Origin of the sequence: Streptomyces sp. NPDC058308 (assembly GCF_042880275.1) — a bacterium.
Taxonomy (GTDB): Bacteria; Actinomycetota; Actinomycetes; order Streptomycetales; family Streptomycetaceae; genus Streptomyces.
In genome coordinates, this window is the sequence record NZ_JBHVZA010000003.1 from 317,950 (window position 1) to 339,869 (window position 21,920).

Sequence of the window (21,920 nt, forward strand, 5' to 3'; positions counted from 1 at the left end):
ATACATGTCGGAGCAACCGGAACACCAGGAGTCGGAGCGGCCGGAACATCAGGAGTCGGAGCGGGCGGAACATCAGGAGCCGGAGCGGGCGGAACAGCAGGAGCCGGAGCGGGCGGAACAGCAGGAGAACGGCGAGAGTACCTTCACCGTCCTCGTCGCCGCCGTCGCCAACCTCGGGATCGCGCTGGCCAAGGCCGTCGCCGGAGTCATCAGCGGGTCCAGCGCCATGCTCTCCGAAGCGGCGCACTCCGTCGCCGACACCGTCACCGAGCTGATGCTGCTCGTCTCCCTGAAGGCGAGCGACAAGCCCGCCGACGAGGAGCACCCGCTCGGCTACGGAGGCGCCCGCTACATCTGGGCGCTGCTCGCCTCCGTGGCCACCTTCGTCGGCGGCGGCGTCTTCGCCGTCTACGACGGCATCCACACCCTCACGCACGGCGAGGACCCCGGCGACCCGCTCATCTCGTACATCGTGCTCGCCGTCGCCTTCCTCCTGGAGGGCTACTCGCTGCGCACCGGCCTCAAGCAAGCGCGCGGCGAAGCCGACCGCTTCGGAGTGCACATCAAGCGCTATCTGCGCCACACCCCCGACACGGCGGTCAAGGCCGTCGTGATGGAGGACTCGGCGGCGCTCGTGGGTCTCGTGCTCGCCGCCGCCGGACTGCTCGGCGGGCAGCTCACCGGGTCCGGCGCGTGGGACGGTGTCGCCTCGCTCTGCATCGGCGTGCTGCTCGTGTACGTCGCATGGGTGCTCGGACACGCCAACTCCGAGCTGCTCATCGGGCGTCCGCTCCCGCCCGAGATGCGGGCCGTGGTCCGCGCCGAATTGCTCGCCGACCCGCACGTCGTGGACGTCATCGAACTGACCACGCTGCTCCAGGGGCCCAAGGAGGCGCTGGTCGCCGCGAAGGTCGACTTCCGCGACATGTCGAGCGCCGCGGACATCGAGCGCGCCTGCGACCGGATGGCACGCCGCCTCCAGGAGCGCTTCCCAGCGATCCGGCGGGTGTACCTGGACCCGACGCCGGGCCCCGCTCAGGACTCGGGCGTCAGCCCCGCGGCGTCGAGCAGGTAGGCCGTCATCGGGTCGTAGTGGCGCGGGCTCGTGACGTGGTCGTCGAGCGGCACGGTCACCTGTACGGTGCCCTCGGCCTCGCCGATGAACAGCGCCGGGTCGTTGCAGTCCGCGTACCCCAGGGAGTCCAGGCCGCGCTGGCCCGCGCGCCCCGCCCAGCCGTGGTCGGCGACGACGAGGTCGGGCTGTGGGCGGCCCTCGCGCTCCAGGCCGTCCAGGATGGCGTTCATCGGCTCGGGGGAGTGGGTGTGCCACAGCGTCGCGCCGCGTTCCAGGACCGCGACGTCCGCGAACTGGAAGACCATGCCCTCGTCGGCCGTCAGGCCCTCGGGGATCACCACGATCTCGCAGCCCGCCGCGCGCAGGGCGGCGGCCGTCGCGCGGTGCACGTCGAGCAGGCCGCCGGGGTGGCCGGTCGCGAAAAGGACCCTCTCCTTGTCGGCGGCCGCCTTGCGCAGGCGGGCCGCCATCCGCTCCAGGGCGTCGACCGTCAGCTCCGGGTCGATGGTGTCCTGACCGTGCCGGAACTGCGGGTCGTCGATGACGCCGCACCGCTCCGCCATCACCGCGAGGACGTCCTGCTCGTCGGTCCAGCGGTCGCCGAGCTCCAGACCCAGCCAGTAGTGACGGTCGCCGTTCGCGAGCTTCCTGTAGTGGCTGAGGTTGTTCTCGCGGGGTGTGGCGACGTCGCCCGCGATGCGGGTGCGGACGAGGTGGTCGACCAGTGCGGGGCGGGTGGGTATTGGCATGGGTGGCATGGTCCCCATTGTGCCGTCGCTTGGGCCGCGGGGCCGGGGCGGTGGGGTTGTTCCTTGGGCACGGCGCGGGTCCGTGGGGGCTCGTTGCGCAGTTCCCCGCGCCCCTTGTGGGGTGGTCGTCGGTTCTTCGGGTGCGGGTGGGGTGTGGCTGAGCGCGCAGTTCCCCGCGCCCCTGGGCCTGCGGCCCTCGCCCCGCCTTCTGGGCCTGCGGCCCTCGCCCCGCCCTTTGGGCCTGCGGCCCTTGCCCCGCGTCCCTGGGCCTGCGCCCCTTGCCCCGCGGCCCTCGCCCCGCCCTCCCCCCAGGGCCGTCTAACCCACGCGGCTCAGAGCGAACCAGAGTTCCATCCTCGTGTCCGGGTCGTTCAAGTCCATGGCCAGGAGGGACTCGCAGCGGGCGATGCGTTGGCGGACCGTGTTGCGGTGGATCGTCAGGGCCATCGCCGTGCGGTCCCAACTGCCGTGCAGGGAGAGCCAGGTGCGCAGGGTTGTCGTCAGGGGCTCGTTGTTGGTCAGGGGGGCCAGGAGCGTGCGTGCGTGGGTGTCGGCCTCCTCGGGGGCCATCAGGGACGCGATGCCGTTCTCCTGGTGTCTGACCAGGGGGCGGCGGGTGGCCTCCGCGCGGCGCAGGGCGCGGGATGCCTGGGTGTCGGCGGCCGCCAGTCCGCCGGGCGGCGCCGCCGCGGAGACGCCCAGGGTCCAGCCGTCGGTGGGGGAGATCTCGCGGTCGGCGGGGACGAGGAGGCGTACCGCGTCCCCGGGGCCGCGCGGGTCCACGAGCGCGCTGCCCAGGGCCGCGGCGAGCGCGGACGCGGCCAGCGGACCGGGGGTCCCGCGCGCGTGCACCACGGTCCAGTGGCCGCTCCCCAGGAGAGGGGCGGTCTCCTCCACGGGGGCCCCGACGAGGAGCCGTACGAGCGCCGCCGAGCGGGCCGCTTCGGAGGCGCCCTGGTGTTCGCCGGTGAGCAGCGAGAGCAGAACGACCGCGGCGCCGGCGATGGTGTGGTCGCCCGGTTCGCGGCGGTCCGTGGCGAGACCGAGGGCGAAGCCGCGGCCGCCGCCCAGGGCGTAGGCGGCGAGGTGGGTGGCACCCGCCGTGTCGGCGGCGGACGCGGGGGCGGTGGGGGTGCGGCGGCGGACGATCCCGGTCAGCTCCCGCAGCGCTTCCCCCACGCCCTCGCCCTCGCCTTCGCCCTTGGCCAGGCCCGCCGCCTGCAGCTCCGCCCCGTCAGGGCCGTAGAGCACCGCGAGGCCGCCGAGCCGGGCCGCCAGCTGGCGCAGGACGGCCGGGACGGGGTCGGGGCGGGCCGCCGCGGTGGCGAGGCCCTGCTGGGCCTCCGTGACGCGGCGCAGCTCCGCGTGCCGGGCCTCGGCCATCAGCCGCCACACGGCGCGGGCGACCCCGCTGAAGGTGGTGCGGGGCGGGACCTCCAGGAGCGGCAGGCCGTAGCGCTCGCAGGCCGCGGCGAGGGCGCGCGGCACCGTGTCGTGCACGGGCGCGACGCCGAAGCCGAGCGCCGCGCCGCCCGCCGCGACGATGCGGGCCACGTAGTCGTCCAGGGAGCCGCCCGCGCCCGTCGGGTCCGTGATGTGCACGCCCGCGGTCAGCAGCAGCTCGCCGCCGAGCAGGTACGGGTACGGGTCCGCCATCTCCGAGGTGTGCACCCACTGCACGGCCGTGCCCGCGGCCCGCGCGTCGGGTCCCGCGATCTGCCGCAGGCCCAGGTCCTCGCGGGCGAGCAGCGCGGCGAGCGGTACGGGTGGGGTCGGTGGGGTGTGTGGAGTCGGTGGGGCCGCCGGGGCGGTGGGCGACGGTGTGCCGGGGGGTGCGGGGTCGGCCATGGTGGACGTTCCCTCCATAGGAGTCGCGGAGAGTAGAGGAAACGTACACTTCAGCGTCGCTTTCCGGCCACCTAAGGTCGTGCCGACCACAGGCAGCGGGTACGGGCGGATGTCCCCGCGGCCGGTCGCCACCACTGCATCTGCACGACACGCCACCGAGGTGCGCGAAGGAGGCCCCCCTTATGGCCGTCGACTACACAGTGATCGTCGTCTATCTCGCCGGGATGCTGGCCATGGGCTGGTGGGGCATGCGCCGTGCCAAGTCGAAGAGCGAGTTCCTCGTCGCCGGGCGCCGCCTCGGACCCTGGATGTACTCCGGGACCATGGCCGCGATCGTCCTCGGCGGTGCCTCCACCATCGGCGGCGTCGGCCTCGGCTACCAGTACGGGCTCTCCGGCGCCTGGATGGTCGTCACCATCGGCCTCGGGATCCTCGCGCTGAGCGTGTTCTTCTCGGCCCGTATCGCGCGGCTGAGGGTCTACACCGTCTCCGAGATGCTCGACCTGCGCTACGGAGGGCGCGCGGGCGTCATCTCCGGAGTCGTCATGTGGGCCTACACGCTGATGCTCGCGGTCACCTCGACCATCGCTTACGCCACGATCTTCGACGTCATCTTCGACATGAACCGCACCCTGGCGATCATCCTCGGCGGCTCGATCGTCGTCGCGTACTCGACGCTCGGCGGCATGTGGTCCATCACGCTCACCGACATGGTGCAGTTCGTGGTGAAGACGATCGGCGTGCTGCTCCTGCTCCTTCCCATCGCGGTCGTCAAGGCCGGTGGCTTCGGCGAGATGAAGGCCGAGCTGCCCACCGCGTACTTCGACCCGCTCGGCATCGGCGGCGAGACGATCTTCACGTACGTGCTGATCTATACGTTCGGCATGCTCATCGGGCAGGACATCTGGCAGCGCGTGTTCACGGCGCGCAGCGACAAGGTCGCCCGCTACGGAGGCACCGTCGCCGGCACGTACTGCCTCCTCTACGCCGTCGCGGGCGCCGTGATCGGCACCGCGGCCAAGGTCATGTACCCGAAGCTGCCCAGCGCCGACGCGGCCTTCGCGACCATCGTCAAGGACGAACTGCCCATGGGCGTACGGGGTCTCGTGCTCGCCGCGGCGCTCGCCGCCGTGATGTCCACGTCCTCCGGAGCGCTCATCGCCTGCGCGACCGTCGCCAACAACGACATCTGGTCGCGGCTGCGGGGAGCTGTGAAGGCTGACGGAGCGGGCGACGGGCCGCACGACGAGGTGCGGGGCAACCGCCTGTTCATCCTGATCATGGGCGTCGCCGTCGTCTGCGTCGCCATCGCACTCAATGACGTCGTCCAGGCGCTGACCGTCGCCTACAACCTGCTCGTCGCCGGTCTTCTCGTGCCGATCCTCGGCGGGCTGCTGTGGAAGCGCGGCACGGCCGAGGGCGCGCTCGCGGCCGTCGCGGCCGGCGGGCTCTCGGTCATCGGGCTCATGTGGGGCTACGGAATCCTCGCCAACGAGCCCATCTACTACGGCCTGTTGATCTGCCTCGGCGTGTACGTCGTGGTCTCCCTCGCCACCAAGCCCACCGACGCGGCCGTGCTCGCCGCCTGGCGCGAGCGCCTGGCCGGACGGGGCGCGGAGCCCCAGGCGGAACCGGCCCCCGTACCTCAGTAGAGTCAGAAAGCGCCCACAAGGCGCATCGAAGCGTAAAAAGGAAGGCACTCCATGAGCAGCAACGAGACGCCCCGCGGCCCTGTCGACTCCTCCCGCATCCCGCGCTACGCGGGCCCGGCGACGTACGCCCGGCTGCCCCGCCTCGACGAGGTCGGCGGCAAGGCGGACGTCGCGGTGGTCGGCGTGCCCTTCGACTCCGGCGTCTCGTACCGCCCCGGCGCCCGCTTCGGCGGCAACGCGATCCGCGAGGCCTCCCGGCTGCTCCGCCCGTACAACCCCGCCCAGGACGCCTCGCCCTTCGCGCTGGCGCAGGTGGCCGACGCGGGCGACATCGCCGCCAACCCGTTCAACATCAACGAGGCCGTGGAGACCATCGAGGCCGCCGCCGACGACCTCCTCGGCTCCGGCGCCCGCATGATGACCCTCGGCGGCGACCACACCATCGCGCTGCCGCTGCTCCGCTCGGTCGCCAAGAAGCACGGCCCGGTCGCGCTCCTTCACTTCGACGCGCACCTGGACACCTGGGACACCTACTTCGGCGCCGAGTACACGCACGGCACGCCGTTCCGCCGCGCCGTCGAGGAGGGCATCCTCGACACCGAGGCGCTCTCCCACGTCGGCACGCGCGGCCCGCTGTACGGCAAGAAGGACCTCACCGACGACGAGAAGATGGGCTTCGGCATCGTCACCTCGGCGGACATCTACCGCCGCGGCGCCGACGAGGTCGCCGACCAGCTCCGCCAGCGCATCGGCGACCGCCCCCTCTACATCTCCATCGACATCGACTGCCTCGACCCGGCCCACGCGCCCGGCACCGGCACCCCCGAGGCCGGCGGCATGACCTCCCGCGAGCTCCTGGAGATCCTGCGCGGCCTCGCCTCCTGCAACCTCGTCTCGGCCGACGTCGTCGAGGTCGCCCCCGCCTACGACCACGCGGAGATCACGGCCGTCGCGGCCTCCCACACGGCGTACGAACTGACGACGATCATGAGCAGGCAGATCGCCGCCGCCCGCGGCGCGGAGCAGAACACGAAGTGACCACGGCCGCGAGGCTGTTGGGCGCCCGTGCACGCCGGGCCGTACGCGGCCCGGCGGCCGGAGCGCCTGCCGGGCTAGGACCCTTTTGCCCCAGCCCGGACGAGACGGAGGAGACGCCGCATGACCCACGACCACGACCTGGTACTGCGCCCCACGCCGCGCCAGACCGAGGCCGCCCTGAACCCGCCCCCCGGGCGCAACGGCGGCGACCTCGTCGTCGAGACCCTCGCCGGTCTCGGCGCGACCACCGTCTTCGGGCTGCCCGGCCAGCACGCGCTCGGCATGTTCGACGCGCTGCGGCGCTCCTCGCTCTCGTACGTGGGCTTCCGCGTCGAGAACAACACGGGCTTCGCGGCCGACGCGTACGGCCGGGTCACCGGCGAGGTCGCTCCGCTGCTGCTCTCCACCGGCCCCGGCGCCCTGACCTCGCTCGCCGCGCTCCAGGAGGCGGCGGCGGGGTCGTCCCCGGTCCTCGCCATCGGCAGCCAGGTGCCGGTGGCCGGGCTCGGCGGCGGCCGCCACGGCTATCTGCACGAACTGCGCGACCAGCAGGCCTCGTTCCGTGACGTGGTCAAGTCCGTCCACACCGTCCGCACGGCCTCGCAGATCCCGTCCGCCATCGCGGCGGCCTGGGAGTCGGCGCTCACCGCGCCGCACGGCCCGGTGTGGGTGGAGATCCCGCAGGACGTGCTGCTCGCGGAGACGACGCTGCCGGTCGTCACCGCGATGGACGCGACGCCCGAGGACGTCGTGCCGCGCCCCGAGCTGACCGCGGTCGCCGCCGACCTGCTCTCCCGTGCCGAGCGCCCGGCGATCATCGCGGGCGGCGGCGTCGTACGGTCCGACGCGAGCGGCAAGCTGCGGGCGCTCGCCGAGCTCGTGAACGCCCCCGTCGTCACCACCTTCGGCGGCAAGGGCGCCTTCCCCTGGGAGCACCCGCTCTCGCTCCAGTCGTGGCTTGAGGACCGGCACACCACGGACTTCCTCGAGGACGCGGACGTCCTGCTCGTGGTCGGCTCCGGACTCGGCGAACTGTCGTCGAACTACCACACGTTCACGCCCCGCGGCCGGGTGATCCAGATCGAGGCGGACGCCGGGAAGCTGGAGTCCAACCACGCCGGGCTCGGCATCCACGCGGACGCGCGGATCGCCCTTTCGGCGCTCCTGGAGACCATCGAGACGCCTCGCGAGGACGTCGAGGCCCCCAAAAGGGCGGCTGCTCTCCTCGCGAAGGTCCGCGCGCGCATCGACGCCCAGGACCTCACCCTGGAGCAGCGGATCCTCACGGCCGTCCGCGAGGCCCTGCCGGACGCGTCACCGTCCTTCTGGGACATGACGATCCTGGCGTACTGGGCGTGGTCGGCGTTCGACGCGCGGCGCCCCAACACCATGCACTCGGCGCAGGGCGCGGGCGGCCTCGGCTACGGCTTCCCGGCGGCGCTCGGCGCGGCCGTCGCGGACCCCTCCCACCCGGTCCTCGCCGTGTCGGGCGACGGCGGCGCGATGTACTCGATCGCCGAGCTGGCCACGGCGAAGCAGTACGGACTGAACGTGACCTGGCTGATCGTCGACGACGGCGGCTACGGCATCCTGCGCGAGTACATGTCCGACGCCTTCGGCGAGGCGACCGGCACGGAGCTGGCGCGGCCCGACTTCGTGGCGCTCGCGGAGTCCTTCGGGGTGCCCGGCGTCCGGACGACCCCGGAGACCCTCCGCGACGTCCTCGCGAAGGCGCTGGCCGAGCCGGGGCCCTCGGTGGTCGTGCTGCCCGCGCTCCTGCGGATGTTCGCGCCGACGCATCTGGGCTGAGCCGCGCCGCCGCGAGATCGGCGCATCGCGAGATTTCGTCCACATTTTCTATTTTCCTGCAACCTTTCACCACCGTTGGTGAGTCATGTGAGGCGAGTGCGCCGGGGGGCGCACTTGTCGCACCAGGGGATGGGAAGCTCCATGACTCACCGGACATCCGGTATATCCAGCCGTGCCCGCGTACTCTCGGCGGGCATCGCCGCCGGAGTACTCGTGCCGCTCGCCGCGGCCGCCACGCCTGCCGCCGCCGCCACGCCCGCCGCCGCCACGCCGCAGGTCAGCTGCAGCTCCGCGCAGGCCGGGCTGGCCGGGAAGCTCAAGAAGGACATCACCGCGGCCCTGAAGAACCGCAAGGGCACGGTGGCCATCGGCCTGCACGACCGCACCACCAACACCACCTGCACCCTGCGTGCGGGCACCTCGTTCGACTCGGCGAGCGTCGTCAAGGCGACCGTCCTCGCGACGCTGCTGTGGGACGCGAAGAAGTCCGACCGGTACCTGACGGACCGCGAGTCGGACCTCGCGTACGCCATGATCACCAAGTCGGACAACGCGGCCACCAGCACCCTCTGGCGCCAGCTCGGCACCGGAAAGATCAAGGCGTTCCTCAAGGAAGCCAAGATGACCAAGACCGTGCCCGGGTCCGGCGGCTACTGGGGCCTGACCCGGATCAATGCGGCCGACGAGCAGAAGCTCCTCGCCCTGATCACCGCCAAGAACACCGTCCTGAGCGACAACGCGCGCGCGTACATCCTCAAGCTCATGGGCAAGGTGATCCCCTCGCAGCGCTGGGGCACCCCCGCGGGCGCGCCCTCCGGCGTCTCCATCCACGTCAAGAACGGCTGGCTGCAGCGGGCGACCCAAGGCTGGCGCGTGCACAGCATCGGCGCGTTCAAGGGCGGCGGCCACGACTACACGATCTCCGTGCTCACGCACGGCAACAGCACGATGAACTACGGCGTCGCGACCATCCAGGGCGTGGCCAAGGCCATCCACAAGGACCTGACGCCCAGGGCCTCGGCGGCGCAGCGCTACGCCCCGACCGACGCGCCGAAGGAGGCGTTCGTGGCGGTGCCCAGCTCCTGAGGCCGTTGCGCAGCCGCGGCTCGTCGCGGCTTGTCGCACCCACGCGGCGGAGCCGCACCTGTCACAGTCCCGCGCCCCTTCGGGGGCGCGGTTTTGTTGCGGCGGGATGAAATCCGCCTCCCGCCGTGTTGGATCTCTCGGCAGGTCAGGTCGACGGGAGGCAGCACGTGGCGGAGCAACGGGGTGGAGCCGAGCGGGAGAAATCCGGCTGGGCCAAACGGCTCACCGGATACGCGTGGCGGTATCCGAAGGACGTCGTGCTCGCGCTCGGGTCCTCGCTCGGCGGCATGGCCGTCATGGCGCTCGTACCGCTGATCACCAAGGTGATCATCGACGACGTCATCGGGCAGGACGGGGAGGGCGGCGGCCGCTCCATGGGCCCCTGGGCCGGCGCGCTGATCGCCGCCGCCGTCATCGTCTACGTCTTCACCTACATACGCCGCTACTACGGCGGCCGGCTCGCCCTCGACGTCCAGCACGACCTGCGGACCGAGATGTACGGGACGATCACCAAGCTCGACGGGCGGCGCCAGGACGAGCTGTCCACCGGGCAGGTCGTCGGGCGCGCGACCAGCGACCTGCAGCTGATCCAGGGTCTCCTCTTCATGCTGCCGATGACCATCGGCAACATTCTGCTCTTCGTGATCTCTCTCGTGATCATGGCGTGGCTCTCCCTGCCGCTCACCCTCGTCGCCCTCGCCGTCGCCCCCGCCCTCTGGTTCATCGCCCGCCGCTCCCGCTCCCGCCTGCACCCCGCCACCTGGTACGCGCAGGCCCAGGCCGCCGCCGTCGCCGGAGTGGTCGACGGCGCCGTCAGCGGTGTGCGCGTGGTGAAGGGCTTCGGGCAGGAGGAGCAGGAGACCGGCAAGCTCAGGGAGGTGGGACGCAAGCTCTACGCGGGGCGCCTTCGCACCATCCGTCTCAACTCCCGCTACACCCCCGCACTCCAGGCCGTCCCCATGCTCGGCCAGGTCGCCATGCTGGCCCTCGGCGGCTGGCTCGCGGTGCGCGGGGAGATCACGCTCGGCACCTTCGTCGCGTTCTCCACCTATCTCGCGCAGCTCGTCGGCCCGGTGCGGATGCTCGCCATGGTCCTCACCGTGGGGCAGCAGGCCCGCGCCGGCGTCGAGCGCGTACTCGAACTCATCGACACCGAGCCGAGCCTGCGGGACGGGACCAAGGAGCTGCCCGCCGACGCTCCTGCCACCGTCGAGTTCGACGGCGTCGGCTTCGCCTACGAGGACGACAGGCCCGTCCTCGACGGCCTCTCCTTCGACATACGCCCCGGCGAGACCCTCGCCGTCGTCGGCTCGTCCGGCAGCGGCAAGTCCACCGTCTCGCTGCTCATGCCGCGCTTCTACGACGTCACGCACGGCGCCGTCCTCATCGGCGGCCACGACGTGCGCGAGCTGACCCTCGACTCCCTGCGCTCCGCCATCGGGCTCGTCCCCGAGGACTCCTTCCTCTTCTCCGAGACCGTGGGCGCCAACATCGCCTACGGCCACCCGGAGGCCACCCGCGAGGAGATCGAGACCGCCGCCCGCGCCGCCCAGGCCCACGGGTTCATCTCCGAGCTGCCCGAGGGGTACGACACCAAGGTCGGCGAGCAGGGCCTGACCCTCTCCGGCGGCCAGCGCCAGCGCATCGCGCTCGCCCGCGCCATCCTCACCGACCCCCGCCTCCTCGTCCTCGACGACGCGACCTCGGCGGTCGACGCGCGCGTGGAGCACGAGATCCACGAGGCCCTCAAGCAGGTCATGGCGGGCCGCACCACACTCCTCATCGCCCACCGCCGCTCCACCCTCGGCCTCGCCGACCGCATCGCCGTCCTCGACGAAGGGCGCCTCGCCGACCTCGGCACGCACGACGATCTGGAGCGGCGCTCCGCCCTCTACCGGCGGCTGCTCACCGACCCCGACGAGCTGGGCGGCGTCTCGCCCGGCCACGCGCTCCCCGCCGACCTCCCCGAGGACACCTCCGTACGCGCGGAGCTCGACGCCGAGTTCGACGCGGAGCGCGGCATCACGCCCGCCCTGTGGACCGGTGACAGGGAGCCGAAGGACACCGCGCTCTCCGGGATGCCGTCCACGCCCGAACTCCTCGCCCAGGTCGACGCGCTGCCCCCGGCCGACGACACCCCCGGCATCGACGAGGCGCGGGCCGTCACTCCGGAGGAGTCGTACGGACTGCGGCGGCTGCTCGGCGGGTTCGGGGTGCCGCTGCTGTTCAGCCTGCTGCTCGTCGCCGTCGACGCGGGCATGGGGCTGCTCCTTCCCGTCCTGATCCGGCACGGCATCGACGAGGGCGTCAGTCAGCTCGCGCTCGGCGCCGTCTGGGCCGCCGCCGGGCTCGCCCTCGCCGCGGTCGCCGTGCAGTGGGCGGCGCAGACCGGCGAGACGCGGATGACCGGACGCACCGGCGAGCGGGTCCTCTACTCGCTGCGGCTGAAGATCTTCTCGCAGCTCCAGCGGCTCGGGCTCGACTACTACGAGCGGGAGCTGACCGGGCGCATCATGACCCGGATGACGACCGACGTGGACGCCCTGTCGACCTTCCTGCAGACCGGGCTCGTCACCGCGTTCGTCTCCGTCGTCACCTTCTTCGGCATCATGGCCGCGCTCCTTGTCATCGACGTGGAGCTGGCGCTCGTCGTCTTCGCGACGCTGCCCTTGCTGATCGTCGGCACGTACTTCTTCCGCAAGTCCAGCGTGAAGGCGTACGAGCTGGCGCGTGAGCGGGTCTCCGTCGTCAACGCCGACCTCCAGGAGTCCGTCGCCGGGCTGCGCATCGTGCAGGCCTTCCGGCGCGAGCGCTCCGGCGCCGAGCGGTTCTCGGAGAACAGCGACAGCTACCGCCAGGCCCGCATCCGCGGTCAGTGGCTGATCTCCGTGTACTTCCCGTTCGTGCAGCTGCTGTCCTCCGTCGCCGTCGTGGCCGTCCTGGTCGTGGGCGCCGGACGGGTCGAGGCGGGCACGCTGACCACCGGCGCGCTCGTCGCGTACCTCCTCTACATCGACCTGTTCTTCGCCCCCGTGCAACAGCTCTCCCAGGTCTTCGACGGCTACCAGCAGGCCACCGTCTCGCTCGGCCGCATCCAGGAGCTGCTGCGGGAGCCGACGTCGACGAAGGCCGCACAGGAGCCGACGGAGGTGCTCTCGCTGCGCGGCGAGATCGCCTTCGAGGACGTCGACTTCGCCTACGCGGCCACCGGCGACGGCGCGCCCGAGGAGGCGCTCAGCGACGTGCGCCTGCGGATACCCGCGGGCCAGACCGTCGCCTTCGTCGGGGAGACCGGCGCGGGCAAGTCGACGCTCGTGAAGCTCGTCGCGCGCTTCTACGACCCCACGGGCGGCCGGGTGACGGTCGACGGCACCGATCTGCGCACCCTCGACCTCACCTCGTACCGGCACCGCCTCGGGGTGGTCCCGCAGGAGGCGTACCTCTTCGCGGGCACGGTCCGCGACGCCATCGCCTACGGCCGCCCCGCCGCCACCGACGCCCAGGTCGAGGCGGCGGCGCGGGCGGTCGGCGCGCACGACATGATCGCCACGCTGGACGGCGGCTACCTCCACGAGGTGGCCGAGCGGGGCCGCAACCTCTCCGCCGGGCAGCGCCAGCTGATCGCGCTGGCCCGCGCCGAACTGGTCGATCCCGACATCCTGCTCCTCGACGAGGCGACGGCCGCCCTCGATCTCGCCACGGAGGCGCAGGTCAACCAGGCCACCGACCGCATCGCGGGCAAGCGCACGACGCTGGTCGTCGCCCACCGCCTGACCACGGCGGCCCGCGCCGACCGCGTCGTCGTGATGGACCACGGCCGGGTCGCCGAGGACGGCACGCACGAGGAGCTCCTCGCGCTGGACGGGCGGTACGCGCGGCTGTGGCGGACGTTCGTGGGGGAGCCGGTCGAAGCGGTCTGAGGGAGCGGCGAGGGTTGGGCGGGGCGCGGCCGGGGAGGCGCGGGCAGAAAAGGCCGGAGATTGCGCAACCGTGCGGGCCGCGGTCGGCGTCCGTACATCAGTACGTGAGGCAGGCGTGGCGGGAGGGACAACTGTGAGCAGTGATCGCGGCAGTGGTCGGATACGACGGCGGCTGACGCTCGGCACCGCCGTGCTCACCGCCGCCGTACTGCTCGCCCTCGCGGGCCCCGGCGCCGCCTCCGCGGACAGCGCCGCCGGCCGCTGCGCGGGCCGCAAGGTCCGCACGCTCCCCTTCAGCACCGGCCGGGTCGACGTCTTCAAGAGCCGCGGCTACGTCTGCGCCGTGGTCATCGCCAAGAGGCCCGGCGCCCGCAAGGTCATGTCCGTCAGCGTCAAGGCGCGCGGCGGGCGGCCGGCCCGCGACAAGGGCCGCTACACCCATCACGCGGGCCCGGTGGCCGTCCACGCCGGGCACCGCTGCGTATGGGTGACGGGGAAGATCAGCGGGCGCGGGGTCAGTTCGGGCTGGATTCTCTGCTGATGTCCGCTTTTGTGCCACGCTCCCGCGACGCGGCCGCGCAAACCCCCCTGGTGCGGACCCAGTTGCTCCGTTAGGTTCCGGGGCATTGCTGTGTCAACAGGGGAGGGTGCATGCGCAAGGCGCTCAGATGGCTGCTGTCGCTCGTGGTGCTGATAGGCACGGTGGGCGTGGCCGGAGCGACGTCCGGGGCGGCCACCGCCGCCGAACCGGGCACGACCACCGGTGCCAGGAGCACCGACATCAAGGACAGGCTGCTCGCCGTACCCGGCATGAGCCTGATCGAGGAGAAGCCGTACCCGGGCTACCGCTACTTCGTCCTCGACTACACCCAGCCGGTGGACCACCGGCACCCGTCCAAGGGCACCTTCAAGCAGCGGCTGACCGTGCTGCACAAGGACACGAGCCGCCCCACGATCTTCCACACCAGCGGGTACAGCGTCTCCACGCGCCCCAGCCGCAGTGAGCCGGCGCAGATCGTCGACGGCAACCAGGTCTCCATGGAGTACCGCTTCTTCACGCCCTCGCGGCCCGACCCCGCCGACTGGTCCAAGCTCGACATCTGGCAGGCGGCCTCGGACCAGCACCGCATCTACCGGGCGCTCAAGCCGGTCTACGGCAAGAAGTGGCTGGCCACCGGCGCCTCCAAGGGCGGCATGACGGCGACGTACTACGAGCGCTTCTACCCGCGCGACATGGCGGGCGTCGTCTCCTACGTGGCCCCCAACGACGTCGTCAACAAGGAGGACTCGGCCTACGACGAGTTCCTCGCGGGCGTCGGTCCCAAGGAGTGCCGCGAGAAGATCCAGGCGGTGCAGCGCGAGGCGCTGGTGCGCAGGGAACCGCTGTCGGCGAAGCTCGCCGCGTACGCCGCGGCGGAGGGGTACACCTTCAAGACCGTCGGCAACCTCGACAAGGGCTTCGAGGCCGTCGTCATGGACCTGGTGTGGGGCTTCTGGCAGTACCAGCCCGCCGCCACCGCCTGCGGGAAGGTCCCGGACGCGGCCACCGCGAGCGACCAGGCCATCTTCGACTACGTCGGCTCGGTGGGCGACTGGTCCTCCTACACCGACCAGGGCCTCACCCCCTACACGCCGTACTACTACCAGGCGGGCACCGAACTCGGCTCGCCCGACATCGCGCAGCCCTGGCTCGGCGACCTGAGCCGCTACGGCTACCAGCCGCCGCGGAACTTCGTGCCGCGCGACATCCCCATGACGTTCAAGCCGAACGCCATGCGGGACGTGGACCGCTGGGTGCGGCACAACGCGCACCGGATGATGTACGTGTACGGCGAGTTCGACCCGTGGGGCGCCGAGCAGTTCCGGCCCGCCCGCGGCGCCAAGCACGACTCGTACGTCTTCACGGCGCCCGGCGCCAACCACGGGGCGAACGTCGCGCAGCTCGTCGCGGACGAGAAGGCGAAGGCGACGCAGCGGATCCAGGCGTGGGCCGGAGTGTCCACGACCTCGGCCAAGCCGCTGGCCCCGTACGACAGGAAGCTCGACCGGCGCGACGTGCGCAAGGAGTCGACGCTGCGGCCGTGACGCGGTGAAGCGGTGACGGCGTGCTGCCGTCGGCAAGGACCCGAGGGGCCGGAGCAGTGCTTCGGCCCCTCGGCGCTGTCCCGCTGCATCCGTACGGCGCACCCGACGGTCGCCCGCGGTGCGGCGTGCGGGTCAGTACGTCAGCCCGTGTCCGATCGGGTACAGCACCTGCGCCGGGTCGTCCGCCCGCCGCACCGGCACCGGCAGCCGGCCCTGGGGCACGGCCCGGCCCGCGATCACCCGGGCCGCCGCGCGCAGTTCGACGTCCGTCCAGGAGTAGGAGGCGAGGGCGGCGTCGACCGGGGGCAGATGGGCGACGTCGTACGGATTGCGGATCGCGAGGGTGACGACCGGGATGCCGGTGGCCTTGAGGGCACTCACCAGGGCGATCTGGCCGTCGTCGGCGGCGTCGGCGTCGGCGGCCTGGGGGTGGGTGTCCGTGGCCTGGTGAGCGCGGGCGAACGCGGCGGGGGCGGCCCTGTCCAGCGCGGTGTTCGCCGCCTGGGTGTGGTCCTTCGTGGCCGCGTGGGTGGTGACGTTGTACGTCGCCACCACGACGGCGTCCTGTCCCCGCGCGGCCGCCACGGCCCTCTCGATCAGCGCCTCGTCGGGTGCCGTCCCGGTGGGCAGGGCCACGGCACGGAAGCCCACGCTGTTGAGCGCGCCCGCGAGGACGGTGGTCGGCGGGCCCGTGGTGCCGGACGGGGAGCGGGGGTCGGCGCCGACCACGAGGATGCCGGGGTGGGTGGCGGGCGACAGCGGCAGGAGCCCGTCGGTGTTGACCAGCAGGGTGGTGGTGGCGTCGGCGATGCGGTCGGCGGCGACCAGATGGGCGGGGGTGCCCACGGTGGCGTCGACCGCTTCGGGGCCGGGGAGCGCGCTCGTCCCGGTGCCCAGCTGGGCGTCGAGGAGGCCCACGTCCGCCTTCATGCGGAGCACGCGGAGCACCGACGCGTCGATGCGGTCCTCCGTCAGCTCGCCCGCCGCGACCGCCTGGATCACCGCCTTCCAGGCGACCTCCGGGCTCGGCGGGTTCAGGAGCTGGTCGGCGCCCGCCTTGAGCGCGAGGACGGCCACCCGGTCGTCGCCGTACTTCGTCCGTACGCCGCGCATGGCGAGCGAGTCCGTGGAGATCACCCCGTCGAAGCCGAGCTCCTCGCGCAGGATGCCGGTCAGGATCGGGTGGGAGAGCGTCGCGGGGTCGCCGGAAGGGTCGAGGGCGGGCACCACGATGTGCGCGGTCATGACGGAGTCGACGCCCGCGGCGATCGCGGCCCGGAACGGCGGCGCGTCGTGGCGGTCCCACTCCTCGCGGGTGTGGTGGATGTGCGGCAGCTCGGTGTGGCTGTCGTCCCTCGTGTCGCCGTGCCCCGGGAAGTGCTTGGCCGCCGTCGCGATGCCCGCGCTCCGGTAGCCCTCGACCTGCGCGGCCACGAAACCGGCGACCGCTTCGGGGTCGGCGCCGAAGGAACGTACGCCGATGACCGGGTTGGCGGGGTCGACGTTGACGTCGGCGTCCGGGGCGTGGTCCTGGCGGATGCCGAGGGCGCGGAGTTCGGCGCCGGCGATGCGGGCGGCCTCGCGGGCGTGCTCGTGCGAGCCGGACGCGCCGAGCGCCATGGCGCCGGGGAGCAGGGTGGCGGGGGCGCCGATCCGGGCGACGGCGCCGTGCTCCTGGTCGACGGAGATCAGGACGGGCAGGGTGTGGGGCGCCGCCGCTTCCTGGATGCCGCGGGAGAGCTCGGCGATCTGGTGCGGGGAGCGGGTGTTGTGGGCCCAGCCGAAGTAGATGATGCCGCCGAGGCGGTAGCGGGCGATCAGCTCGGCGGCGTCGCGGACGCCGCTCTCGCGGAGGTTGGCGTCGACGTCGGCCCGGTCGGGGTCGGCGGCGGTGTGCCCGTACACGTGCATCACGAAGAGCTGGCCGACCTTGTCCTCCAGGGACATCGCCGCGATGAGCTCGCGGAGCCTGCGGTCGCGGGCGTCGGGATGGGACACGTGGGCTCCTGCGGGCCGGAAGGAAACTTTCAGGAGCTACGGATATCCCGAAGATTTCTGCCGGTCAAGGGAGGGCCGCCACCGGCGCTGTGGAGGGGGCGCACCGGTGACGGCGAGCTGCCGGACCGCAGGCGGCGGAGAGGGTGGTCAGCGTTCGCAGCCAGCAGCGATGCCGACACCGCCGTGCGTGGACTCACCGGCAGCGTGCCGATGGGACGAGCGGGAGAGCGACGGGGTTCCCGACTCACCGCCGATTTCCGGAAGTTGGGGCGAGGGTGTCGTGGTGGTCGTCGTGAGGCGCGGCCACGGGAGTGTGCGGGGCCCAGTGCGCCCGCAGCGCGCGCACCGTCTCCGCGATCGCGGGGCGGCGCGACGCCCCCGTGCGCCACAGGGCGTAGAGGCGCCGGACGGGCACGGGCTCCAGGGAGACGGTGACCGCGTCGGCGGGCACGGGGCCGCGGCCGAGGCGGGGGATGAGCGCGATGCCGAGCCCCGCCGCGACCAGCGCGACCAGCGTGGGGTTCTCCTCGGCCTGGTGGGCGATGTCGGGCTCGCAGCCCGCTTCGCGCAGGGTGCGGACGAGCCACTCGTGGCAGACGAGCCCCGGCGGCTGGGTGATCCAGCGTTCGGACCTCAGCTCCTCGCGACGCACGGAAGCCCGCCCGGCGAGCCGGTGGCCGCGCGGTACGACCAGATCGCAGAGGTCGTCGCCGATGACCGCCTGTTCGACGCCCGGCGGGGTCGGCAGCGGGGCGATGTCCCAGTCGTGGACGACGGCCACGTCGACCGCGCCCTTGGCCACCAGGTCGATGGAGAGGTGCGGGTCGATCTCCGTCATGCGGGCGTCGAGCGCCGGGTGGCGGCGGGCCAGGTCCGCGAGGACCCCGGGCAGCAGCCCGCGCGCCGCCGAGGCGAACGCGGCGATCGTCAGGCGCCCGGCCGGCAGCCCGCGCCGTTCTTCGAGTTCGGTCTCCGCGCGCTCCACGATGGCCATCAACTGGCGTGCCGTCTCGGCCAGATGGAGCGCCTCCTCGGTGAGCGCGACGCCCCTGCCGCGGCGCTCAAGGAGGGTCGTGCGGGTCTCGCGTTCGAGCTTGGCTATCTGCTGGGAGACGGCGGACGGCGTGTAGCCGAGCGCGGTGGCGGCCGCGCCCACGGTGCCGTGCACGGAGACGGCGTGCAGGGCGCGGAGCCGGGCGAGATCGAGCACGGTGGGCCCCCGTTTCGTAAGCGTTGCTTCATCCCATCATGCAGAGATCCGCGCTGGTCCTGCATGGTCGCGCCAGGTGATCCTCGACGCATGCGACCTGCACATGTCTGCCTGGCAGTCCTCGTTGCCGCTGTCTGGGGCGTCAACTTCGTGGTGATCGAGGTGGGCCTCGACCACTTCCCGCCGCTGCTCTTCTCAGCGTTGCGCTTCCTCGTCGCGGCGCTGCCCGCCGTCTTCTTCGTGGGGCGGCCGAAGGTGGCGTGGAAATGGGTGGTGGGGGTGGGGCTCGTCCTCGGAGTGGCCAAGTTCGGGCTGCTGTTCATCGGGATGGACGCCGGGATGCCCGCCGGCCTGTCCTCCCTCGTCCTGCAGATCCAGGCCGTCTTCACCGCCTTGTTCGCCGCGCTCGCACTCGGCGAACGCCCGGGCCGCGTCAGGGTGTGGGGCATGTGCGTCGCCCTCGCGGGGATCGCGGTCGCGGCCGTCGACGAGGGGGAGGGCGGCCCGCTCACCGCCTTCGTGCTGCTGATCGGCGCCGCCGCCTGCTGGGGCGTCTCCAACGTCCTCACCCGCAAGGCGGCCCCGCCCGACCCGCTGAACTTCATGGTGTGGGTGAGCACGGTCCCGGTCCTGCCCCTGCTCGGCCTCTCCCTGCTCTTCGAGGGGCCCTCCCGGGACCTGGCCGCCCTGCGCTCCCTCGACGGGCCGGGCGTGGGCATCGTCGTCTACGTCGCCTGGGTCACGACCGTCTTCGGCTTCGGCGCCTGGGGCTACCTGCTGCGCCGCCACCCCGCGTCCACCGTCGCGCCGTTCTCGCTGCTCGTGCCGGTCTTCGGGATGTCGTCCGCCGCTCTCGTCCTGGACGAGTCGGTGAGCGCGTTGCGGTGGTGTGCCGCGGCCCTGCTGGTGGGTGGCGTGGCGCTGACCTCGTTCGCGAGGACGGGCGGCGTCAGCCGGAGCGGGTCACGAGGCGGGACAGCAGCTCACGGCCGGGGCCCAGCAGATCCGCGAGCGGTGCCGCCTCCTCGTACCAGCGCTTCTCGTACTCCCAGCACAGCCACCCCTCCCACTGCTCCGCGCTGAGCAGCGCCACGCACTCGGCGAGCGGCAGGGTCCCGGCCCCGAGCGGCAGCGGAGTCGTGTCGTCCGCCGACGCGATGTCCTTCACCTGGACGTAGCCGAGGTGGGGCGAGAGCGCCGCGTACGTGTCGGTGACGGACTCGCCGCCGAGCCAGGTGTGCATCAGGTCCCACAGCGCGCCGACCTGGCGGTGGCCGACGGCGCCGAGGACGCGGATGGCGTCGGCGCCCGTGCGGTGCGAGTCGTGGGTCTCCAGGAGGATGCGTACGCCGGCGTCCGCGGCGTACCGGGCGGCGGTGCCGAGCCGCCGCGCGGCCGTCGCGTCGGCCTCGGCCGCGCTCTGTTCGGTGCCGCCGCCGGGGAAGACGCGGACGAAGGGGGCGCCGAGGTCGCGGGCGAGGGCGACGAGGGAACGCAGCTCTTCGAGTACGGGTTCGTCGTCGCCCGGCGCCGCCACGCGCGCGTACCCCGCGACACCGAGGATCTCGATGCCCGCCGCCTTGAACTCGGCCGCCACGTCCGCCCGTTCGACGATCCCGAGCCCGGGGTGCACCGGCTCCTCGGGGTGCGCGCGCAGCTCGACGCCGTGGTAGCCGTGGGCGCTGGCGAGCCGCAGCACGTCGGGGACGGGGAGGCCGGGCACGCCGAGGGTGGAGAAGGCGAATTTCATGGTCCCGACAGTAGGCGGCCATCGGGCCCGGTCAACCCCGCCGCGACGGCTCGGCCGGGCCGTCCGTCCAGCACGAGCCGCCAGTCCTGCCCCATGAGGTCCACGCCGAAGGAGAGGTGCGGCTTCTCCGCGACGAGGGTGAAGCCGTGGCGCCGGTAGAGGCCGCGCGCCGACTTCAGTACGTCAACGGTCCACAGGACCAGCTCCCGGTAGCGGGCCTCGCGGGCGAACTCGACACAGGCCGTGACCAGTTGATCCCCGATGCCGTGTCCACGCGCCTCCGGTTCAACGATCAGCATGCGCAGCCGCGCGGTCCTCGGCGCCGCGTCCCGTACGCACATCACGCACCCCACGGGCCGCCCGTCGAGCTCGGCGATCCAGACGCGTTCCAGACTGGGGTCATGGTCCTGGGCGTACTCCGCGACGATGCGGGCGACGAGGGCCTCGTACGCCGTGCCCCAGCCGAACTCGGCCGCGCACAAGGCGGCGTTGCGCTGCACCATCCAACCGAGATCGCCCGCGCCGGGAGGTCTCAGCAGGGCGGCATCGCGGGCGCGGGGGCGGCGGCCGGAGGCGGGGGTGAGGATCTCCTGGACCGTACGCAGCGCCGTACCGAGCCGGGCGCGGTCGGTGGCGGACACATCGGCGAGCAGCGATCCGACGGCGGCGTGCGAGCGTTCGTCGAGCAGTTTCGCGGCGCCGTGCCCTTGTGCGGTGAGCGTGACGCGCTGGCGTCGCGAGTCGTCCGCGGACGGCTCGCGCTCGACCAGCCCGGCCCGCTCGAACTTGGCGAGCATCCGGCTCAAATACCCTGCGTCCATGTCGAGTTCGGCCCGCAGGTCGGCCGCGTCGGCGTGCGGCACGCGCACCAGTTCGTACAGGACGCGGGACTCGGTGAGGGTGTACGGGACGTACAGGTGCCGACTGTAGTCGAGCGCGCCGATGAGGTTCGTGTAGAAGCGGTTGAAGGCGCGCATCTCGTGGACGGTCGTCGTGCGGGAGGCGTGGGACGGCTTCGTCATGGCGGCTCACTCCGTCGATACCGTTGACTGAGTCAAAGGTACAGTCGGTGGTCGCTCAGAGGAACGCCAGCCGTGCCCCCAGCGCGGCGAACGCCACCGCGAAGCCGCGCCGCATCCAACCGACCACTGCCGGCCGCGAGATGACGTGACTGCGCATCGCCGACGCGAACCTTCCGTACGCCGCGAAGACCACGAACGTGATCAGCATGAAGTACGCGCTGAGCTCCGTCATGCGCAGGAAGGAGTGCGGCTCGCCGGTGCTCACGAACTGCGGCAGGAACGCGAAGAAGAACAGCGTCAGCTTGGGGTTGAGGATGTTGATCAGCACGCCCGTCAGGATCGTGCGGCCCGCCGAACGCGGCTCGCTCTCCCGCTCCGCGGTGAGCTCGCTCCTGTCCCGCCAGGTGCTCCACGCCATGTACAGCAGGTAGGCCACGCCCAGGTACTTGAGCGTCTGGAAGGCGACGGCGCTGGTGTTCAGGAGCGCCGCGAGGCCGGTGATCGCGGCGGCCATGTGCGGGACGACGCCCAGCGTGCAGCCGACGGCCGCGGTCAGCGCGGCGCGGGTGCCGCGCGAGAGTCCGGCCGCGATCGTGAACAGGACGCCGGTGCCGGGCGTCACGCAGACGACGAGGGAGGTGAGGAAGAATTCCATGCCCCGACCCTGGCGCCACAATG

General features: G+C 72.5%; 15 protein-coding genes and 1 pseudogene. 9 read left to right on the forward strand and 7 right to left on the reverse strand.

Translation table 11 applies throughout. The annotated features are described in order from the left end of the window. Nucleotides 1–4 precede the first annotated feature (4 nt). A complete protein-coding gene (locus ACFVYL_RS06900) occupies nucleotides 5–1,075 on the forward strand; it encodes a cation diffusion facilitator family transporter (RefSeq protein ID WP_389713393.1) in 1,071 nt (356 codons plus the stop codon). Here the strand turns inward: ACFVYL_RS06900 and ACFVYL_RS06905 are convergent. Then, complete coding sequence (locus tag ACFVYL_RS06905; protein ID WP_389713394.1) at nucleotides 1,036–1,824, reverse strand: phosphatase; 789 nt, start codon at nucleotides 1,822–1,824, stop codon at nucleotides 1,036–1,038. The genes ACFVYL_RS06900 and ACFVYL_RS06905 overlap by 40 nt on opposite strands. A 318-nt stretch (nucleotides 1,825–2,142) precedes the next feature. Beyond that, nucleotides 2,143–3,672, reverse strand: a complete 1,530-nt coding sequence (locus tag ACFVYL_RS06910; RefSeq protein WP_389713395.1) for a PucR family transcriptional regulator — start codon at nucleotides 3,670–3,672, stop codon at nucleotides 2,143–2,145. A gap of 182 nt (nucleotides 3,673–3,854) precedes the next feature. On the opposite strand from ACFVYL_RS06910, the gene ACFVYL_RS06915 reads away from it, so the two are divergent. The 7 genes from ACFVYL_RS06915 (at nucleotide 3,855) to ACFVYL_RS06945 (ending at nucleotide 15,262) form a co-directional block, all read left to right on the forward strand. After that, entirely contained in the window at nucleotides 3,855–5,324 is a 1,470-nt protein-coding gene (locus ACFVYL_RS06915) for a sodium:solute symporter (RefSeq protein WP_389713397.1), read from the forward strand. A gap of 51 nt (nucleotides 5,325–5,375) precedes the next feature. Further along, nucleotides 5,376–6,362: an agmatinase gene (gene speB, locus ACFVYL_RS06920; RefSeq protein ID WP_389713398.1), complete on the forward strand. Its 987-nt coding sequence runs from the start codon at nucleotides 5,376–5,378 to the stop codon at nucleotides 6,360–6,362. A 120-nt stretch (nucleotides 6,363–6,482) separates the two neighbouring features. Then, the gene (locus tag ACFVYL_RS06925) at nucleotides 6,483–8,171 is read left to right on the forward strand and encodes a thiamine pyrophosphate-binding protein (RefSeq protein WP_389713400.1); all 1,689 of its coding nucleotides are present in this window, start codon (nucleotides 6,483–6,485) and stop codon (nucleotides 8,169–8,171) included. A 141-nt stretch (nucleotides 8,172–8,312) separates the two neighbouring features. After that, entirely contained in the window at nucleotides 8,313–9,257 is a 945-nt protein-coding gene (locus ACFVYL_RS06930) for a serine hydrolase (protein WP_389713401.1), read from the forward strand. A gap of 167 nt (nucleotides 9,258–9,424) precedes the next feature. After that, the gene (locus ACFVYL_RS06935; RefSeq protein WP_389713403.1) at nucleotides 9,425–13,177 is read left to right on the forward strand and encodes an ABC transporter ATP-binding protein; all 3,753 of its coding nucleotides are present in this window, start codon (nucleotides 9,425–9,427) and stop codon (nucleotides 13,175–13,177) included. Between the two features lie 133 nt (nucleotides 13,178–13,310). Next, a complete protein-coding gene (locus tag ACFVYL_RS06940) occupies nucleotides 13,311–13,718 on the forward strand; it encodes a hypothetical protein (RefSeq protein WP_389713405.1) in 408 nt (135 codons plus the stop codon). Between the two features lie 110 nt (nucleotides 13,719–13,828). After that, nucleotides 13,829–15,262: an aminopeptidase gene (locus ACFVYL_RS06945; RefSeq protein ID WP_389713407.1), complete on the forward strand. Its 1,434-nt coding sequence runs from the start codon at nucleotides 13,829–13,831 to the stop codon at nucleotides 15,260–15,262. A 132-nt stretch (nucleotides 15,263–15,394) separates the two neighbouring features. On the opposite strand, the gene ACFVYL_RS06950 is transcribed toward ACFVYL_RS06945, so the two are convergent. Beyond that, nucleotides 15,395–17,209: a glycoside hydrolase family 3 protein gene (locus ACFVYL_RS06950; RefSeq protein ID WP_389713509.1), complete on the reverse strand. Its 1,815-nt coding sequence runs from the start codon at nucleotides 17,207–17,209 to the stop codon at nucleotides 15,395–15,397. Nucleotides 17,210–17,504: 295 nt separating this feature from the next. Further along, nucleotides 17,505–18,470 carry a LysR family transcriptional regulator gene (locus ACFVYL_RS06955; protein WP_389713408.1) on the reverse strand — a complete coding sequence of 322 codons (966 nt, stop codon included), beginning with the start codon at nucleotides 18,468–18,470 and terminating at the stop codon, nucleotides 17,505–17,507. A 90-nt stretch (nucleotides 18,471–18,560) separates the two neighbouring features. Between ACFVYL_RS06955 and ACFVYL_RS06960 the strand changes: the two genes are divergently transcribed. After that, nucleotides 18,561–19,553, forward strand: coding sequence for an EamA family transporter (locus tag ACFVYL_RS06960; protein ID WP_389713409.1), 993 nt, complete (start codon nucleotides 18,561–18,563; stop codon nucleotides 19,551–19,553). Here ACFVYL_RS06960 and ACFVYL_RS06965 read toward each other — a convergent pair. From ACFVYL_RS06965 to ACFVYL_RS06975, 3 genes and pseudogenes are all read right to left on the reverse strand, one after another. Next, nucleotides 19,549–20,220, reverse strand: a pseudogene (locus tag ACFVYL_RS06965) (sugar phosphate isomerase/epimerase family protein); the annotation flags it as partial. The gene ACFVYL_RS06960 and the pseudogene ACFVYL_RS06965 sit on opposite strands and share 5 nt — an antisense overlap. Next, nucleotides 20,217–21,242: a GNAT family N-acetyltransferase gene (locus ACFVYL_RS06970; RefSeq protein WP_389713410.1), complete on the reverse strand. Its 1,026-nt coding sequence runs from the start codon at nucleotides 21,240–21,242 to the stop codon at nucleotides 20,217–20,219. The pseudogene ACFVYL_RS06965 and the gene ACFVYL_RS06970, both read right to left, overlap by 4 nt. Nucleotides 21,243–21,297: 55 nt before the next feature. Then, a complete protein-coding gene (locus tag ACFVYL_RS06975) occupies nucleotides 21,298–21,897 on the reverse strand; it encodes a LysE family translocator (protein ID WP_389713411.1) in 600 nt (199 codons plus the stop codon). Nucleotides 21,898–21,920: the final 23 nt, after the last annotated feature.